Origin of the sequence: Halomonas sp. I5-271120, from assembly GCF_030553075.1 — a bacterium.
GTDB lineage: Bacteria > Pseudomonadota > Gammaproteobacteria > Pseudomonadales > Halomonadaceae > Onishia > Onishia taeanensis_A.
Genome location: NZ_CP130701.1, coordinates 163,035 through 181,235, shown reverse-complemented (window position 1 = coordinate 181,235; position 18,201 = coordinate 163,035). Strand labels below are relative to the sequence as shown.

Genomic DNA, 18,201 nt, shown 5'->3' with positions numbered 1-18,201 from the left:
GGGTGTTGGAGTCACACATGTTGGCTATGCTGGCTATATGGAAGGGCATGCCGTATGAACTTGGCTCTGTGCATTGGGGCCTAGCTCCTTACGGCGCGCTACGCCGCTGATGGGGCGCACAGATGCCACGCTCGCGGCGTTCTAAGTCAGCAGTAAGACGAGCGAGCAGGAAGAATGGCGATAACAATGAGTTATGGCAACAAGGTGCATGACGGGGCAGTTGTTAGAATTGTTATCGAGGCCGCTTTTTTAACTAAGGGTAGTTGCCTTGAAATATCGTTCCGAAATTGATGGCTTGAGAGCACTTGCTGTTGTTTCAGTGATATTGTTCCACGCCGGATTTGCGATTTTTAGCGGAGGATTTGTCGGCGTAGATGTTTTCTTTGTCATCAGCGGCTACCTCATTACGACCATCTTAATTGAAGATATTGATAATAAGCGATTCAGCTTCTTAGGTTTCTATGAGCGTCGTGCACGGCGAATCTTGCCAGCACTCTTCTTTGTAATGCTTTGCAGCACCTTGTTTTCATGGATGTGGATGCTGCCAAGCCAATTGGATGATTTTTCTCACAGCCTTGTCGCAGTCAGCTTGTTTTCGTCCAATGTGCTATTCTGGCAGGAAAGTGGTTATTTTGACGCGGCTGCCGAAGAAAAACCTCTGTTACACACATGGAGCTTAGCTGTCGAAGAACAATACTACGTTTTATTCCCAATTTTTCTCTTTCTAGCTTGGCGATATGGAAAAAATCGCGTCTTTTGGATGATCGTATTGTTTTCCGCAATCAGCTTTTTACTGAGCGAATGGGGATGGCGAAATAAATCAACTCCTAACTTCTATTTAGCACCAACACGAGCGTGGGAGTTGCTTGCAGGAACTATGGCGGCTTTTGTCGTGCAGCGGCGTGGAGTGGTCAAGAATGATTCGCTTGCATTAGTCGGTTTGGCCGCAATTTTAGTATCTGTGTTCGTTTACGATGAAGCCACCCCTTTTCCAAGTGCATATGCGCTTGCACCAGTTTTAGGCGCCGTACTCTTGGTGATTTTTGCGGACAAGGAAACATTCGCCGCAAGACTTCTCAACACTCGCCTGCTCGTAGGTATAGGCTTTATTAGCTATAGCGCCTACTTGTGGCATCAGCCACTATTTGCCTTTGCGCGGATACAAAGTCTATCGGAGCCAAGCCCCATGCTAATGCTATTTTTGAGCTGTTTTTCAGTAGCACTAGCTGTCGTCAGTTGGAAAATTATTGAGCAGCCGTTTCGAAGGAAGGAGAAAATTGACAGCAGGAGATTGTTTTTCTTCTCTTCGGCCGGGTTGGTAATGTTTGTATCTATAGGTTTATACGGACACGAAGAAAATGGATATATTAACGGTGATTTTATAATGTCTCCAAACGTTGAGTTTCGATCTTTTGGTGAAAAAGTAGAAACCATCGGCGATGTTTGTGTGCCACAAAGGACCGAGGGTTCACATTGGGTATCTGAGTGTACCTTTGGGGACAAGGATTCCAGTGAAGTCGTAATCTTGATCGGTGATTCACATGCTCAAGCGATCAGTTACTCACTTGACCAGGTGTTTAAAAGACAGAACATCAAGGGAAGAGTTTTCAATTTGGACGGCTGTGAGACCGTGCCCTTTATAAGAAGAAACAAGAATAGATCGGTTGAAGACTGTGAGGAAAGATTCGAAGAATTTACGAGTATCATAAAGCGACAAGATGCAGAGGTGATACTTGCTAGTCGTTGGAGCTTCAAGCTTTTTCCTATTGAGGGCGTGATTGATAAAATGCCGTATCGAAACAGCGAAGGATTTTCCGAGAGGGATGCCAACTACAGAGAATATGACGTGCTGGTTTCTGGTGAGTTTTATCGCGACGCGAAAACCAAGAGAGAATACTTGATAAAGTATATTGAAGAAATGGCGAAAGTCGCTAGGTCTCTTTATCTCGTTTATCCAGTTCCTGAGACTGGCATTGATATTGAAAAGATGAATCGGTTTTATTACTCGGAAAATAATCAAGTTCTTGAGCAGGTGACATTCCCTTATGAAGACTTTTATTCAAGAAATAAATTCGTCATAGATGCTTTTGATAGTATGCCGGCTCCCGGTATTAAGCGGGTAGTCGTTAGTGACCTGTTTTGTAACAACTATGTGCAAGGCAGGTGTGTAGTTCAGCGGAATAGCGTCCCGTTTTATTATGATGACGATCATTTATCCAAGAAGGGGGCCGATATCGTTGTTGATGAAATTTTTAGACTCTCCGATTGGTAAGATTGTTAGGTGTGTGAAGTGATCCCCTCCATGGCTGCATAGGCTATAGTGCAGCGATGAGGAGGATGCGATGAGCAACGAACCTACCGTCAAACGCTGGACCGCCAAGCGCAAGGCCGCGGTGGTCATGGACACCTTAAAGGGCAAGACCACGGTCGCTGAAGTGGCCTCCAGCACGATTTCGGCTGGATCGAAGAAGCCCAGCGCAGCATGGAAACGGGCTCAAGGCCCGTGCCAAGGATATCCGTGAGCAGTTCGAGTCCGAGCTCCGGGAAACCAAGGAAGCGCTGGGCGAGGCCCATCTGCAGATCTATGCATTAAAAAAGTTTCGCCGCCTGCTCGAAGAGGACGGGAACTTGTAAGGTCGCTGCAGGCGGAACTGGCCCTGGAGGGCTATGTAGTATCCCTAACCAAGCTCTGTCGCTGGTTGGAGCTGCTACTGCGAAGCCTGTATTACCAGTCCAAGGCGCGGCGGCGTGTCATCAATACTGATCTGGCAGCCCGGGTAAAGCTGGCCCTGGAGCGGTCCCCACCTACAGCTATCGCCGCCTGGTGTGTGTCCTGGGAGAGAACCACAAGCTGATACAGCGCATCCTGCAGTTGAAGGGCTGGCTGGCGCGCAAGCGACCACAGGGCTTCTGCCCTCGCGTCAGGAGTCTTTCGTCCGTGGCCTCACGACAAGATGAGCGCTGGGCCACGGATCTCACCCATGTGTGGTGTTGTAAAGATCGGCGGGCCAGACTGGCGGTAATCATCGACTGCTTTACGCGTGAGTTCCATGGCTGGCGATTGTCGGACAAAGGCAGCAGCAAAATAGCGGAGGCTGCCTTGGAGGAAGCGCTGATTTATCGACTAGGGGCTCTGGGTCGTGTTCAGCCACCACTGACACTGCGCTCCGACTACGGGCCACCTAAGGTTAAAGTGGCATCATGGACAAAAAAATCCCTGCAGATGTCAGCATAACTTAGACCTAAGCAAAAGAGATCATTCTTGGCAGTCCGCCATATCCGGATCAGTGGCTCACCATAGTGACAGGAGACCTGAGCTACCGGATTCGGCTCGAAAGGGCTTAACAGAGGCTCATAACATCCTGGCGGGCGGGCTCAACCATTCTCTACGAGGTCCTTGCAGCCCTACGGCTCAGTACACAAGTTCCGCTGCCAGGAATGCAGTAGTTGTGGGTCCTAGGCTGAACATGCTCGGAGTTCTGGAAGTGAATACGTGGGTTGGAATCCTTGTATACGAGCTTGCCAGAGCTATCGTACAGCCCCCCTGCTATTACGATAAAAGCGCAGGAGTCGCTAGCAAGGTGTTCGTTTCTGATCTGGATCATCTGGGCCTGCTCCACATTGACCTGATAGAGCTTGGCGGGGCTCAGGATCTGGGAGTTGGTCACCCCCTTTTTCAATGATCACAGAACCACTTGGCTTATCGCCAGTGATGGCGAAGGATGAGGCAGAGACCAGGCGCAACATCGCGGCACCGTGGAAATGAGTTGACGTTTCATGGACCACCTCCTTGATTGGTTGACGTTGTAATTATGAAAATAAAAACTGAAATGTGCTAAAAATAGATAAAAAAACGCCACATTAATATGTGGCGCAGAAGAAATATCGAGATATGCAAAATGAGGTTAATACCATATCCTCACGCCGGCGACGACGCCGGTATCTTCGGTGGCATCCCCCGAGGCGCGGGCCAAGTCAGCCGTGTCACCATAGGACTTTTCCCAGTAGCCGCCGATATAGGGGGCGAACTTTCGGGTGATTTCATATCGCAACCGAAGCCCGGTGCGAACCGAGTTGAGGCCCTCACCGACGCCAAATTCCGGCACCTCATCGGCCGCCGCGGCGACTTCTAGGCGCGGTTGCAGGTAGGTCCGCTGGGTGATCCGCAGGTCGTATTCGCTTTCCAGGCTGGCCGAGACATCGCCGTCCTCGCTGACCCTCAGGTCGAGATCGGTCTCGACGCGATAAGGCACGAGCCCCTGGAGATTGATGACGCCGAAGTAGCGTTCGGGATGATCGTTCGAAGCGATGCCACCCTGATAGCCGATACCGCCCTGGAGCTCCCAGAAATCGGCGATCAGACGGCTGTAGAGCAGATCGAGGTTTTCGAATTCCGCATCCTCGCCGTCACCCTGAGTATTCTCGCCTTCCCCCTTCAGGTAGACCCGATTGACGTCGCCGCCGTACCAGGCCTGGAAATCCCACACCAGGGCATCCTCGCCCTTGTCGGGGGAAGCATATTCCAAGCGATCGACGAGTATCGAGCCCCGTGAGTGTTCAGCCATCGGCGATGGCCAGTTCGCCGGGGCATCGTAGCCATCGCTGGCTTGAGCGCCGGCGGCCACCAGCATGGCGAGGGTCGAACCGGTACCGATAACGACAGACTTGGACTTCATGAACATTCCTTATGTGACCTTGACGACCCGGAACATGCCGGCATCCATGTGATAGAGCAGGTGACAGTGAAAACCCCAGCTCCCCTCGGCATCGGCGGTGATCAGGGCAGATACCCGCTCACCGGGCTTGACGTTCAGGGTGTGCTTGCGCGGAATAAGTTCACCGGCGCCATTCTCCAACTCCATCCACATGCCATGCAGGTGAATGGGATGCTCCATCATGGTGTCGTTGACCAGGATCAGGCGCAGCCGCTCATCCTTCTCAAAGTGGATGGGGCCATTGACCTCGCTGAATTTCTTGCCGTCGAAGGACCACATGTAGCGTTCCATGTTGCCGGTCAAGTGCAGCTCCAGTTCACGACCGGGAGGGCGCCGGTCCGGCCAGGGTGTGAAGGCCTTGAGGTCGCGATAGACCAGCACGCGGCGTTCGCTCGGGTCGATGCCGACACCGGCCTGATCGTAGCGGGAGCCGGGCTGGGCCACCCCCACGGGGAGCATCGTTCCGGCCTCGGGGGAGGCCATGCCATCCATGCCGGCCATCTGGGCATGATCCATGCTTTGCATGTCGGAGTGGTCCGAGCCCTGGGTCTTGGAATGATCCATGCTCTGCATGCCGGAGTGGCCCGAGCCCTGCGTCTTGGAATGATCCATGCCCTGCATGCCGGAGTGGTCCGAGCCCTGCATCTTGGAATGGTCCATGCCCTGCATGCCGGGGTGATCTATGCCAGCCATCTGGGTGTGATCCATGCCAGACATGTCCATGTCGCCATGAGCGCCCATGGCCTCCATGCCACGGTCGGCGATCTGGCGCCGCGCCGGCACGGCGGCGGTCATGCCCAGGCGCGGCGCCAGGGTGCCCAGGGCGAAGCCGCTGCGATCCATGGATTCGGCGAACAGCGAGTAGGCGCCGTCATCCTTGGGCGTGACGAGAACATCATAGGTTTCCGCCACGCCGATGCGGAACTCGTCTACTGGGACGGGCTGTACCGGTTGGCCATCGGCGGCCACCACCGTCATCTTGAGGCCCGGGATACGCATGTCGAAGTAGCTCATTGCCGAGCCATTGATAATGCGCAGTCGTAGCGTCTCGCCGGGCTTGAACAGGGCGGTCCAGTTATCGCTCGGGGCGTGGCCGTTGAGCAGGTAGGTATAGGTGCTGCCGGTAACGTCGGCGATATCCCGCGAGCTCATGCGCATCTGGGCCCACATGGCTCGTTGGGCCGCGGTATCGGCGAAGCCGTTTTTCTCCACGTCGGCGAAGAAGTCGGCGACGGTGCGCTCCTGGAAGTTGTAGTAGCCTTCACCGAGCTTCAGGTTGCGAAAGACACTGGCCGGATCCTCGAAGGTCCAGTCGGTCAGCAGCAGCACGTGCTCGCGGTCATACCGAAAGGGCTCCCGCTCGGCGGCATCGATGACCAGGGGACCGGCATGGCCGAGCTGTTCCTGCAGCCCCGAGTGGCTGTGATACCAGTAGGTGCCGCTCTGGCGAACCGGGAAACGGTAGGTGAAGGTTTCACCGGGCGCGATACCGGCGAAGCTGAGGCCAGGTACGCCATCCATGCCGGGTGGCAGGATCAGCCCATGCCAATGAATGGAGGTCGGTTCCTCGAGCAGGTTAGTGACTCGAAGCACGGCATCCTGGCCCTCCTTGAGGCGGATCAGCGGGCCGGGGCTGGTGCCGTTGATGCTGATCAGGCGAGCTGTCTTGCCGGCGATGGGCAGAGTATCTCGGCGTATCGCTAGGGCCAGGTCGGGCCCAGTTTCGACGCCTTGCGGATAGCCAGCGGCTTGACCCCAGGGATTGGCCCAGGCTGGGCGCAGGCTCAGGGCGGCGGTACCGAGACCCAGGGCGGCACCACGCTTGAGCAGCTGGCGGCGTGATAGGGGAAGCCTGGATTGCTTCGCGGCGACCATGGACGATTCCTTCGCGATGAGGTGAGAGGAATCGATCATGCCGGGGTAAACTGAATCTAGCCTGAGTCGCTGGAGGAATTTACGCGTGCTGTGGCGGTTGGCAGCACGATGGTGACGGCCAGGCCCCCCGCGACCGTCGCGGCGAAGGTCACGCGCCCCTCATACTGCTCGACCAGCTGCCGAAGGATCGACAGCCCCAGGCCATGACCCGGGCGCCCTTCGTCGAGGCGGAGCCCGCGTCGGCCCAGTTGGGCGAGATCCGCCTTTGCCACGCCGGGACCGTCATCCTCGATGACCAGCGTCAGCGTCAGCGTCGTCGTCACGCTCAGGCGACAGTGAACGTCGCGCTGCGCCCATTTCCCGGCATTGTCGAGGACGATCCCCAGCATCTCGGTGAAGTCCTGGCGCTCGACGCTGACCGTGGCCCGACCATCCTGCGGTCCATCAAGGTGAAAGCGCTTGTCGGGGTGCAGGGTGGCGAACATCTCGATCAGTCGCTCGGCCTCCTGCCGGACGCGGGTGAACTGGCCGGCATAGGGGCCAGCGATGCGTGAACGACGCAGCTCCGCGTCAAGCTGAGCCTGCATGTCCTCCAGGCGGGTCAATAGCTTTAGGCGGCGATCGCCGTCGATGGGGCGGGAGCCGCGAAGCACCTGCGTGACGGCCGCTAGGGGCGTCTTCAGCGCATGAGAGAGGTTGGCGACGGCGTCCCGCGAACGCTTGAGTCGCTTGTCCTGCTCGTCCATGAAGCGGTTGAGCTGACCGACCAGGCCATCCAGTTCTGATGGCGTGTCCAACTGCAGGCGCTCGCGATACCCCGCACGCAGTTCATCGAGTTGCCGCTGAAGCCGAACCAGGGGTGACAGTCCTGCATTCACGGCGACCAGGTTGAGCGTAATTAGCAGGAGCAGTACCAGGCCCGCGATGCCACCGACCCACCAGTGCAGGGTGGCCAGGCCGGCTTCCACCTCGGCGAAGTCCTCGCCAATCAACAGGGTGCCGGAGGTGCCGTCTTCCAGGGTAAAGATCTCACGATAGACCAGCAGGTGCCGCTCATCCTGCCCCCGCACCTCGAGCAGGGTATCGTCAACGCCTTCCAGGTAGGGGGTGAGAGTGCTCAGCCAGTCGGGGTGGGAGGTGCTGACCGTGTCATCCAGCCGCAACACGTAGAGGTGATGAAACATCTGCGAGGTCAAGCTGGCGGAGTCCAGCCAGGGTTTCACCTGGGACTGTTCCTGATGCAGCCGTTGCAGCGTGTAGTGCGCCTCCTGGCGCAGTCGATCGCCCAGGAAGTCGCGGGCCAGCTCACGCAGCAGGATGCCATGCAGTAGCCAGGTGATAGCGACGGCAATCAGAGCCACGCCACCCAGCCAGAGGAACAGGCGAAAGCGCAGGCTACGACGATCAGCGCGAAGCAAAGACATACCCCTGGCCGCGACGCGTCTGGATGATGTGCTTGCCCAGGCGGCGGCGCAGCCGCCCGATATAGACCTCGACCAGGTTCGGGGCGGGGGCATCCTGGTCCAGGGTGTAGAGCTGGTCGAGCAGGCGCACCTTGGAGTGCACGTGATCCGGATGATGCATCAGGTAGCGCAGTAGCCGAAATTCGGTGGCCGTAAGGGAGTGCCAGGTCGCCCCGTCGGTGCTGACTTCTTGAGTCTGCTCGTCCAGTTGCACCCCGTTGACGGTCAATCGCTGGGCCAAGCCGCCGGACTGTCGTCGTAACAGGGCATGCAAGCGGGCCAGCAGCTCGGCCTCGTGAAAGGGCTTGGTCATGTAATCGTCGGCTCCTCGCCGCAACCCCACGACCTTGTCTTCCCAGGTGTCTCGTGCGGTCAGTGCCAGGATGGGCAAACGATGGCCCTGCTCCCGCCAGCGTTGCAGCAGCTCCAGGCCAGAACCGTCGGGAAGGCCGATATCGAGGATGGCGAGGGAATAGGCTTCCGTGGCCATCAACGCGTCGGCCACACGCATGCGTGTGGCCGTATCGACGCTGTAGCCCTCGTCCTGCAAGGTCTCCGCCAGGCTCTCGGCCAGTAGGTCATCGTCCTCGACTAGCAACAGCTTCATGCGTTCATCCCTGGAAGTGGATCTCTCCGTTCATGCCTGACTCGTAGTGGCCGGGAATGTTGCAGGCGAATTCTAGCGTATCGGTGTCCTGCGGGGCGGTCCATACCAGGGTCGCGGTCTCACCCGGGGCGATGGTCACGGAGGGCATGCCGCCGCCGTGCCCGCCGTCACCATGTCCACCGGACATGTTGTGGCCGCCGCTCGATGCCATCTCGCGCATCATTTCGCGGTGTTGCTCCTGAGCGGCGGCGTTGCCGATCACGAACTCGTGCTTGAGGTTGCCGGTGTTGGTGATCTCGAACTTTACCGTCTTGCCTGGCTCGATATCGAGCTTGCCAGGGGTGAACCACATGTCACCGGCCTCGAAGCTGATGGTGCGGTCCACCTGAGCGTGATTCTCACTGCCATGTTCGCCGCTGGCCAGGACCGCGGTAGAGGCGAGGCCCAGGGTCATTGCTAGGATTGTCTTGCGCATATGGATAGCTCCATTGGGTCAATCGGCAGGTCCGTTTATAAGTCATCAAGCTGAATTTGGGCTGAATGCCGAAAGGGGCTTAGCAAGGAAACAGTGAGCATCCGACCTCATCTTCCAAGCGGCGAGGCACCTTCTCATCACAGGGTCGTCAGGGACTAGAGCGAGGTCACTCCGGTCCCTGGACGGAGGATGCCGGACGCCCGCCGGCTGTCGCTCGATAGGAGTCCGGCGGGGCATCAGGCGGGTCTCGCTAAAGCGTCATGAAGGGTGCGTCCTGGTGATCTTGGAACTGGTAGACCTCATAAGGCTCCGTCTGTGGCCCCGGCATGCCTGGCGTGCCACTCGGCATGCCGGCCAGTCCGATGCCATTGGCATCGGGCTGTTGTTCGAAGAGCGCTTCTACTGCTGCCAGGGGGACATGCCCCTCGATCACATAGTCGCCCATGATGATGGTGTGGCAGGCACCCATTCCGAAGGGGACGCCCGCCGCCTTCTTGACCGCGCTTAAGTCCTTGTCATCGACGATGGTGACGTCGATACCCGTTCGTTCCAGGTGGCGGGCATAACCATCGCAGCAGCCGCACTGGGGATTCTTGTACAGAGTGGCCTCGTCCGGCAGGGCGGCATGGGCGGTGGTGGCGCCCAGCAGCAGGCCGGTCGCCAGCAGTAGGTGAGGCATGGTGAGTTTCATGAGCGATCTCCCTTGTTGGAGGTGCACAGATACTTGATGAGGGCGGCAATGCCGAGACTGAGAAGCAGCAGGACGGCGAGCGGCATCATCCAACCCAGCCAGCCCATGTGCCCCATGGTGGTGAAACAATCGGTGAACATGATGCGACTCCCGAAGAGTTGATTTGGTGAGCGGCTAACGGGAAGAAGTCGGCAGCAGACCGGAGAGCGTGACGAATGGCCAGGGCAGGAAACATAGAGTCACTCCAATGCTCAGGCCATCAATACCTTGATTGGTGCCTTACCGTTCGGGGCCGTGATGCACGCCTTACCCCGAACGGAGCATGCTTGCGTGACGGCAAGATTACGGAAAACAGCAGGGGGCTCAGTGGCTATGCCCATCCGCATAGTGATCGTCACCGGACGGCGAGGAAGGCGAAGTATCCTGCTCCGGAGTGCCGTCTTTGCTCGAGGTGGCCAACTGGAGCTCTGTGGTCGCAGTTACCTTTGCCGCGGCGGGATCAGGCGTTGTCTCCTGCTCGCTCAAGGCACTCATGTCGCCATGATCATGATCGTGGCCATCATCTTGTGGCTGAGAAGGTGCCGGCTCCGGTGTAGCCATTGCACTGGTGTCGCCGTGCTCATGGTCGTGACCCTCATGCGCCGAGTGACCGGCTTCAGGCCCGCTCGGCGTGACCATGGCCAGGTACTCGGGTTGAGACAGCTCCGGCAGCTGCCGCAGGAAGGCCACGATCTCCCAGAGTTCCTGATCCTCGTGAGTCACGCCCCAGGCTGGCATACCGGTCATCTTGATGCCGTTCTTGATGATCCAGAATTGCTGAGCCGGACTCTGGTGAGTCGGTCTCGACAAGGTCGGTGGCATGGGGTTGAGACCGGCGCGCAAAACCGTGCTCTCGAGCCCAGGCTTGAGGTGACATGCGGCGCAGAGCTGATCGTAGGCAGAGGCGCCTTCTCGAATCATGCGGTCCCTGTTCAGGTCGGGAACCTCGAGCTCCTCGGCACCGGCCTCGACCGAAGCATGCAGGGTCGAGTGCATCATTGATTCGACAAACGGCAGGTGGGGATCAGTCGCGGCGACGTTATACATACCGCTATGCATAAAGGCCATTCCTCCGATGGCAAGGAAGAGGAGGGTAATGAGCCCACCTAGAGCAAGTTTGAACATCTTTGACGTAGTCCTTTTTTGTATGGGGATAGGGTCTCGAATGGTTGTCTTCCCGGCTTTCAAGTCGCTTGGGCCTTTTTTCCTGCCAGTCTGCCATCGTAGCTATAGGTGGCTGGAGGGGAAGCGCTTGCTGCAACGCGTGGCGATACGGCCAAGGCTACCATGTCAGCGGCTTCTCTCGATCTTGATTCGACCCGTCACGCCATGTCGCCGCTGCCATAGCGACCGGGCCGCAAGGATTGGTCTGGGCCGGGAGCAGGCCCAGGGCGGCACCCGACGTGAGTCGCTGGCGACGTGATAGGAGAAGCGAGGGAGCTTCGCGGCGGCCATGGTCGCTCCCTTCGCGATGAGTGAAGGGAGAGGAGTCGATCATGCCGGGGTAAACTGAATTCAGTCTGAACCGCTGGAGGAATTTGTGCGCGCCGCGGCGGTCGGCAATACGATCTGGCGGCCCCCGCGATCATCATCCTTACCGCCGGGTTCGCCACTGGCCAGGGCCGCGGTAGTGGCGAGGCTCAGAGGCATTGCCAGATTGTCTTGCGCTTGATCAGGCCTCGTCGTCTGGCGAAGGGAGTTCCCATGGTAAGGGGGGGCTGAATCACAGCTGAACATACCGCCTGGCCACCAGAGGGCCAAGATGTCATATCGCCGAAGTTGCTTGCCTCGCGGCCCTACTTCCCGAGCCGGAACCTGTCGTGCGTGGCGTTGGTATCGCGCTGCCGCTTGGCATGCTCGGCCTTGCGGGTCGGCGCGTCTTGGTTGGGGGCGGGCGCAGCGTCGGTGCTTCAACCTCCGGCCTGCAGGGCCTCGAGATGCGGGCAGGGCATCGCGTGCCGGCGGGCCGTTTGGAGGAGCGGCCCGAGGATGGCATCAATCTCGGTGGGTCGGCCCGCCAGCACGTCCTGGAGCATTGAGGCGCGATTGTTGGCGGTGCCCGCGACCACACTCCACACCGGCGCCGACCAGCCGTCGGGCGGGGCGGGGATGCCTTCGACGGCCATGATCAAGGCGAGTTCTGTCACCAGCGCCTCGACCATCGGCCGGAAGGGACGATCCCTGAGCTGGCCGTTGCGGATCCGAAAGCGCGCCACCAGCGGATTAATGGCGGCATTGACCGCGAGCTTGTGCCACAGCCTGACGCGGATGTTATCGACTGCCTGACAGGGCAGGCCCGCTGCACTCAGGGTGCTGGCCAGCGACTCGGCAAGCTCAGGGTAGGCGCCGTCGAGGTGGCCGATCACGGTGCGACCATGGCCGGCGTGCACCACGGCCTGACGCTGTGGCGTGTCGTCCACGAAGGCGCCCTCGGTGGTGCTGGCGCAGAGCACCGGGCCGGGCCAGGACCGGGTCATGGCCTCCTGAACGCTAAAGCCGTTCTGCCACAGCACCAGCGGTGTGGTGGCAGGCACTCGACCGGTCAGGGCTTCGATGGCCGCCTCGGCACCATGCGCCTTAGTGGTCAGGTGGATCATCGCCGGGGGCGTCGCCGGCAGGGTCTCAAGCGTGGCGCCGGGCAGTGCGCGCGCGAGGTGCTCGCCCTCGGGCGTGGTCAGGGTCAGCCGGCTTGGCGGCTCGCGACGCCCAATCAGTGTCACCGGCACCTGGGCCGCCAGCTGCATGGCAAGCAGTCGTCCCACGGCCCCGGGGCCGAGGATCCAGTGGCTGGGCCGCTCGGGTTGCGCCTGGTGAGCGGGGCGAGCGTGCGTGGTGCTGTCCGTCGTCGTGTTCATGCGTCGTCCGTCTTCTTGCCGCGCCGGCCCGAACCGCCGGCCTTGCGTCGCGTGCCTGTGCTGCCGGTCGTCTTGCCGGCAGTGCTCTTGGTCGATGAGCTATTGGTCGATGCGCCCTTGGCAGAGGTGCGCTTGGAAGAGGCGCGCGCCCCTTTTCCCGTGCCCTGCCGGCGCGTCTTGCGCCGCGACGTGGCGGCACTCGGCGCGGCCGGGGCGACACCGCGTGCGTCACTCAGGGCGCTGCGCATGCGCCCGGCATCGGCAGCGCCCAGCAGGCTTCGCAGGTCCTCGACCAGGCCTGAGAGGAAGGGCGACGGGTCGCTGCCGGTCTCGGCGATGTCGGTCAGGCGCTGCTCCCAGAGCGCGGTGCGCTCGGCGCGGCCGACCGCCTCGGGCAGGGCGTTGATCAGCGCATGGCCGATCTGGGTGGCGCGCAGGGCCTGCTGCTGGCGCACCAGATAGCCGCGATCGAGCAGCGTCTCGATGATGCCGGCGCGGGTCGCCTCGGTGCCCAGGCCATCGGAGTCCTTCAGGGTGCGCTTGACCGCCGGATCCTGAACATAGCGGGCGATGTTCATCATCGCCTTGATCAGGCTGGCATCGTTGAAGGGTTCCGGCGGCCGGGTCTCGCGATCCTCGACGCCGACCTCCTGGACGCTTGCCGGCTCGCCCTCTCGCAAGGGCGGCAGCGGCGGTGCCTCGTCGCGGGTGGTGAACAGCGGTTTCCAGCCCGGGGCGAGAATCTCCCGGCCCTGGGCGCGAAAGCGCTCCTCGAGGATGGTGAACTCGGCCTTGACCTCGCGGGTCGCAAGCGGCGGATAGAACTGCGCCAGCACGTTGCGGGCAATCAGCCGGAAGACGTTGGCCTCGGTGGCCGACAGTCGCGAGAAGTCCGGTCGGGTGCCGGTGGGCGAAAGGGCGTGGTGGGCGCTGACCTTGGCATCGTTGAAGGCCTTGGAGCGCAACGAGAAGTCGGCGCCTGAAAGCCAGGGGCCCAGGGTGGCATCGCCCTGACAGGCGTTGGTCAGCGACTGCCTCGATGGGCCATGGTGAGCGGCGGGCAGATAGCGACAGTCCGAGCGCGGATAGGTGATCAGCTTGTGGCGCTCGTAGAGGCTCTGGCAGGTATCGAGCACCGCCTTGGCCGACAGCTTGTAGCGACGGGCCGCGTCGACCTGCAGCGCCGACAGGGAGTAGGGCAGTGGAGCGGCCTGGCGGCTCTTCTTGGCAGTGAGCGAGGTGAGCTTACCCTGGCTGCCCGGCAAGCGTGCGGCCAGCGCCTCGGCGGGGGCGCGCTCGAGCAGGCGACCCTGGTCATCCAGCGGGTGATGCTCGCCAGGCTGCCACCAGGCCCTGAGGTTGCCGTGCTCGACGGCCAGATCGACCCACAGCACATGAAAGGGGCGTGGCGTGAAGGCGGCAATCTCGGCGTCGCGGCGCACCACCAGCCCAAGCACCGGCGTCTGGACCCGGCCCACCGAGAGCACGCCGTCGTGCCCCGCCTGGCGACCGGTCAGGGTCCAGGCGCGGGTCAGGTTGATGCCATACAGCCAGTCGGCCCGGGAGCGGGTCTCGGCGGCCCGATACAGCGCCTGAAACTCGGCGTTGTCGGCAAGCTGCCCGAGTGCCTTGACCACCGCCGGGCGGTTGAGATCGTTGACCAGGAGGCGCGCCACCGGCCCGCGCCACTTCAGGTAGTCGAGTACTTCCTGCACCAATAGTTGGCCTTCACGATCCGGGTCGCCGGCGTGCACCACGCTGCTGGCCTCCTTGAGCAGCCGACGAATCACCGCCAGCTGGCCGCGCGCCTTGGGCCTTGGCATCAGGCGCCAGGGGTCGGGAAGGATCGGCAGATGATCGAGGCGCCATTGCTTGAGGGCCGGGTCATAGGCATCCGGCGGCGCCTGCTCGAGCAGGTGACCCAGGCACCAGGTCACGGTGGTATCGCCGACCGTCAGGGCGCCGTCACTGCGCTTGGCCTGACCGGGCAGGGCATCGGCGATGGCGCGGGCAAGGCTCGGTTTCTCGGCGATAATCAGGCGCATGGGAGCCTCATGAGAGTGAATAACGGGATGCAGGGCGAGCTCGCCACCTTGTCAAAGTAATGGACATTCTTCCAGTATCTTGCCCGGCTCGCCAGGTGTAACCTGAAGCCAAAATCGTACAAGGTTTGTATCACTATGCGTGAACGCGGCAGAACGCGACGGCTGCTGGGACTGGGGGCAAGAACCGGCGGCGCAATGCTCAAGATCCGCCTGGGGGGCGAAGCCGACTGGCGCTCGTTGGGCGAGGCGCTGTTCGAAGGGCTCTCGGAACTCAAGGGGCCGGCCATGAAGCTCGCCCAGGTCATGTCGCAGTGGGATGACCTGCTGCCGCAGGAGCTTGCCGACGAGCTCGCCCGGCTGCAGCGCCAGGCACAGCCGATGCCCTGGGCGAAGATCCGCACCACCCTCGAGGCCGAATACGGCGATCTCGACGCGCGTTTCGCACAGATCGAGGAGCGCCCCTTTGCCAGCGCCTCCATGGGTCAGGTACATCTCGCCACGACTCTCGATGGCGAGACCCTGGTGCTCAAGGTGCAGTATCCGGGACTTGTCGATGTCCTGGAGAGCGATCTTTCCCAGGTGCGCCGGATGATGCGGCTGGGACGTTGGTTCAAGGTGCCCCAGGCGCGCCTGGATGCGCTCTTCGAGGAACTCGCCGAGAGCCTGCGCGGTGAGCTCGACTACCGGGCCGAGGCTGCAGCCCTGTCGCGCTATCGGCAGCGCTACGCGCAAAACGATGATGTCGTCATCCCGGCGCCGATCGAGGCGCTGTGCACCTCTCGGGTGCTGGCCATGTCATACGTGCCGGGCATGCCGCTGCGTGAGATGGATCAGGCGAATGATGCCCTGCGCCAGGCCGTGGCGGTTCGCCTCGCCGACTGGATGACCGATGAGCTCTTTACCTTCGGTGAGCTGCATGCCGACCCGCATGCCGGCAACTTTGCCGCCGACGCCGAGGGGCGCTTGATCATCTATGATCTTGGCGCAGTGATTGCGGTGCCCGAGGCGCGGCTGCGGCAGATGCTCAGGCTGCTCGAGGCCACCCTGGAGGAAGACCCCATGGCCATGGATGCGGCTCTGCTGGAGATGGGCGGGCGTCAGGGCGAAGGGGCGCCGCTGAGTCTGTACCGTGACAGCGCCGCGGCCGTCGCGCCGCTGTTCGCGCCCGGCGAGCAGGATCTTGGCGATGTGCGGGTGCACCGGCGCCTCCGCGAGCTGAGCCCGCGAGTGTGGGCGGCGATGGATCGCCTGCAGCCGCCGGCGGATACGTTGCTGCTGTCACGTACGCTCAACGGCCACTATTGGAACCTGGTGCGCCTGCAGGCCCGGCTGGACATGGCCGGGCGGGCTCGGCCGCTGCTTGAGTGGGCACGGCAGGATTGAGGCGCCTTGGACATCCCAGGGCCCGCCTCAGCGGCGTTCGCCGCCTTTCAGGCCCAGTGCCCGGCGCGCCTTGACCAGAGCGCGGTACCAGTCCCGGTGGGGCTTGCCGACCATCGGCGGACGCTGGCTCAGATAGCTTATGTTGGGCGTGTCAGTGCCGGCATGACTGGCATGGTAGTTGGAGAGCATGGTCAGGGTGGCTTCCCGAGCCCCATAGTGCTGGACCAGGAAGTCGATGGCCTCGGGTTCGAGCTCCACGTGATAGTGGCGCACCAGCGCCAGGGCGAGCTGCTCGGCGGGGCGCGACAGGTCGACCTCGATCTCCTTGACCATGGCGGCCCCCATCGCCGCCTTGGCAGCCGCCGACAGGTTAGGCTCGAGCTGGCCAAAATCCGCGGCGTTGGTGCTGTTGATGGCGCGCTGCACCGCCGGCCGAGAAAGATGGATATGCGGCTCAAGCGCCAGGGCGATCTCGACCGCCAGGCGCTTGGACACCCCGCCGCCGACCGACAGTCGCCGCTCGCGTTCGATGCCCAGCGTGGTTCGGCGATGCTGATCGAATTCGCTGCTGCCCAGGTGCTTGACGAGCCGCTTGCAGACCTTGGCCTTGGCTTCGTCATCGAGTTCGATGACGTGCTCGCGGATGCGCAGGCCGCGCCGGCCTGGGCTCAGCTGCAGGCGGGCCCCGTCGCTGTCCTGGGCATGGCTGATGCGCTCCCAGCGCTCGACCATCTTGAGCAGCTGGGCATGATGGCGACCCACTTGCTCGTAGGCTTCCGATACCTGCTTGTGCAGACGCACGGCGTTGGCCAAGAGCTCGGCCTTGTGATCCAGGGCACGGCGATGCTGGCTCTGGCCGCTGCGCACCGCCTTGGCCAGATGCTGGATCTGCTCGGCGAGTGCATCCATAGCGTTGCGCGAGCGCTCGACCAGTACCTCGGCGCGCAGCCCCGAGGCGGAATCCTCGACCAGGGTGCCCGACTGCTCGGCGAGATAGGCCATCAGGGCCTTGAGGCGCGAAAGGCCGGTGGCCTGAGCGATACGGTGCCGGGCGCGGGCCTGTTCCAGGGCATCGAAGGCCTGCGCCAGCTTCCAGCGGCCCTTGTACTCGAAGGTCAGCATGGGGATCTGTCGGCCGCTGATCAGCTCGAAGGCCAGGATCAGCATCTCTTCCACGTCCTGCAGCGTCATCAGGAGCTCGTCGTCCTGCTCGATGGCCGCCAGCACGCGCTCGATGAAGTTGTCATCTCGCGAGACCCCGTGCTGCAGCGCTGGCGCCTGGCCAGTGAAGCGCGCCCGCAACAGGTCGGTGGCCTCCGGGGCCAGCGCGGCGAGTTCCTGGAACTGCGGTTCCAGTGTCTCGCCGTAGAGCGCGATCATGTCGCGGATACGGGCATGCAGGCCGACTCGACGGTAGATGTCGATCTGGCTGATGATCCGGGCGCTGTCGCGATCATCGAGCAGCTCAAGGGCGGCAAGCTCAACACCCTCGGGTGACAGGTCCTGCTTGCGCAGCAGCATGGCGGCGGCCTCGCGACGCCGGGCGTCGCCCTCGAGGCTTTCGACGATCAGGTCGCGCGTGGTCAGCAGCAGATCCGGCAGTGCCTTGATGACGCGCTCTATCTTGGCGGTGGTCTTCTCAGCGTGTCGCGCCCCAGTGAACTGATGCACCAGGTTGGCGATGATGCCGGTCGCGCCGGTAATCACTGTGTAGCTGATAAAGAAGATGTAGTTATCGGCGGTGGGCGCGCGCCCGTAGCCCAGCAGGTAGCCGCCCCAGGCGCCCAGCAGGGTGACGGGACCGGCGGTCCACAGGATCTGCAGCAGGCTGACCGACCAGGGGACCTTCTCCACGGCGCGGGTGATGCGATCAATCTCGTCGCGGCCTTCGCGTTCGAGGCGGACCTGAGATGTCTCGTGTGAAGTGTCCTTGCCACGGCGGCGAAAGGGAATGGGTACGAGCACGGTAGCCTTCATCAGCATCAAACGGGGAAGCCGACAGCCGTCGGCGGGCGACACATTAGCACCCCTCATTCGAGGGCAACAGCCCTAT

The 18,201-nt window shown here is 61.4% G+C and carries 15 protein-coding genes; 4 read left to right on the top strand and 11 right to left on the bottom strand.

Annotated elements, in window-relative coordinates; genetic code table 11:
* Positions 1 to 268: 268 nt before the first annotated feature.
* From Q2K57_RS00820 to Q2K57_RS18315, 3 genes are all read left to right on the top strand, one after another.
* A complete protein-coding gene (locus Q2K57_RS00820; protein ID WP_304525923.1) occupies positions 269 to 2,272 on the top strand; it encodes an acyltransferase family protein in 2,004 nt (667 codons plus the stop codon).
* Between the two features lie 70 nt (positions 2,273 to 2,342).
* Positions 2,343 to 2,522, top strand: a complete 180-nt coding sequence (locus tag Q2K57_RS00815) for a hypothetical protein (protein ID WP_304525922.1) — start codon at positions 2,343 to 2,345, stop codon at positions 2,520 to 2,522.
* Between the two features lie 302 nt (positions 2,523 to 2,824).
* Entirely contained in the window at positions 2,825 to 3,235 is a 411-nt protein-coding gene (locus tag Q2K57_RS18315) for a DDE-type integrase/transposase/recombinase (RefSeq protein WP_369700282.1), read from the top strand.
* Between the two features lie 670 nt (positions 3,236 to 3,905).
* Here the strand turns inward: Q2K57_RS18315 and Q2K57_RS00810 are convergent.
* The 10 genes from Q2K57_RS00810 to Q2K57_RS00765 all read right to left on the bottom strand — a co-directional run bounded on the left by Q2K57_RS00810 (position 3,906) and on the right by Q2K57_RS00765 (position 14,765).
* Positions 3,906 to 4,676, bottom strand: a complete 771-nt coding sequence (locus Q2K57_RS00810; RefSeq protein WP_304525921.1) for a copper resistance protein B — start codon at positions 4,674 to 4,676, stop codon at positions 3,906 to 3,908.
* Positions 4,677 to 4,685: 9 nt separating this feature from the next.
* Positions 4,686 to 6,590, bottom strand: a complete 1,905-nt coding sequence (locus Q2K57_RS00805) for a copper resistance system multicopper oxidase (RefSeq protein ID WP_304525920.1) — start codon at positions 6,588 to 6,590, stop codon at positions 4,686 to 4,688.
* 56 nt (positions 6,591 to 6,646) lie between these two features.
* Complete coding sequence (locus tag Q2K57_RS00800; protein WP_304525590.1) at positions 6,647 to 8,014, bottom strand: sensor histidine kinase; 1,368 nt, start codon at positions 8,012 to 8,014, stop codon at positions 6,647 to 6,649.
* Complete coding sequence (locus Q2K57_RS00795) at positions 7,995 to 8,660, bottom strand: response regulator transcription factor (protein ID WP_304525591.1); 666 nt, start codon at positions 8,658 to 8,660, stop codon at positions 7,995 to 7,997. The genes Q2K57_RS00800 and Q2K57_RS00795 overlap by 20 nt, the downstream gene beginning before the upstream one ends.
* A gap of 4 nt (positions 8,661 to 8,664) precedes the next feature.
* Positions 8,665 to 9,135 (bottom strand): plastocyanin/azurin family copper-binding protein, encoded by a 471-nt coding sequence (locus Q2K57_RS00790; protein WP_112056397.1) that lies wholly within the window; start codon positions 9,133 to 9,135, stop codon positions 8,665 to 8,667.
* Positions 9,136 to 9,385: 250 nt separating this feature from the next.
* Positions 9,386 to 9,826: a DUF411 domain-containing protein gene (locus tag Q2K57_RS00785; RefSeq protein ID WP_258396691.1), complete on the bottom strand. Its 441-nt coding sequence runs from the start codon at positions 9,824 to 9,826 to the stop codon at positions 9,386 to 9,388.
* The gene (locus Q2K57_RS00780; RefSeq protein WP_304525919.1) at positions 9,823 to 9,966 is read right to left on the bottom strand and encodes a hypothetical protein; all 144 of its coding nucleotides are present in this window, start codon (positions 9,964 to 9,966) and stop codon (positions 9,823 to 9,825) included. The genes Q2K57_RS00785 and Q2K57_RS00780 overlap by 4 nt, the downstream gene beginning before the upstream one ends.
* 223 nt (positions 9,967 to 10,189) lie before the next feature.
* Entirely contained in the window at positions 10,190 to 10,924 is a 735-nt protein-coding gene (locus Q2K57_RS00775) for a cytochrome c (RefSeq protein ID WP_304525918.1), read from the bottom strand.
* A gap of 851 nt (positions 10,925 to 11,775) precedes the next feature.
* Positions 11,776 to 12,720, bottom strand: a complete 945-nt coding sequence (locus tag Q2K57_RS00770; RefSeq protein ID WP_369700281.1) for a ketopantoate reductase family protein — start codon at positions 12,718 to 12,720, stop codon at positions 11,776 to 11,778.
* The gene (locus tag Q2K57_RS00765; protein WP_304525917.1) at positions 12,717 to 14,765 is read right to left on the bottom strand and encodes a DNA topoisomerase III; all 2,049 of its coding nucleotides are present in this window, start codon (positions 14,763 to 14,765) and stop codon (positions 12,717 to 12,719) included. Before Q2K57_RS00765 ends, Q2K57_RS00770 begins: the two co-directional genes overlap by 4 nt.
* Positions 14,766 to 14,900: 135 nt before the next feature.
* Here Q2K57_RS00765 and Q2K57_RS00760 point away from each other — a divergent pair, with 135 nt between their 5' ends.
* Entirely contained in the window at positions 14,901 to 16,148 is a 1,248-nt protein-coding gene (locus tag Q2K57_RS00760; RefSeq protein WP_304525916.1) for an AarF/ABC1/UbiB kinase family protein, read from the top strand.
* Positions 16,149 to 16,175: 27 nt separating this feature from the next.
* On the opposite strand, the gene Q2K57_RS00755 is transcribed toward Q2K57_RS00760, so the two are convergent.
* Entirely contained in the window at positions 16,176 to 18,113 is a 1,938-nt protein-coding gene (locus Q2K57_RS00755; protein ID WP_304525915.1) for a hypothetical protein, read from the bottom strand.
* Positions 18,114 to 18,201 lie beyond the last annotated feature (88 nt).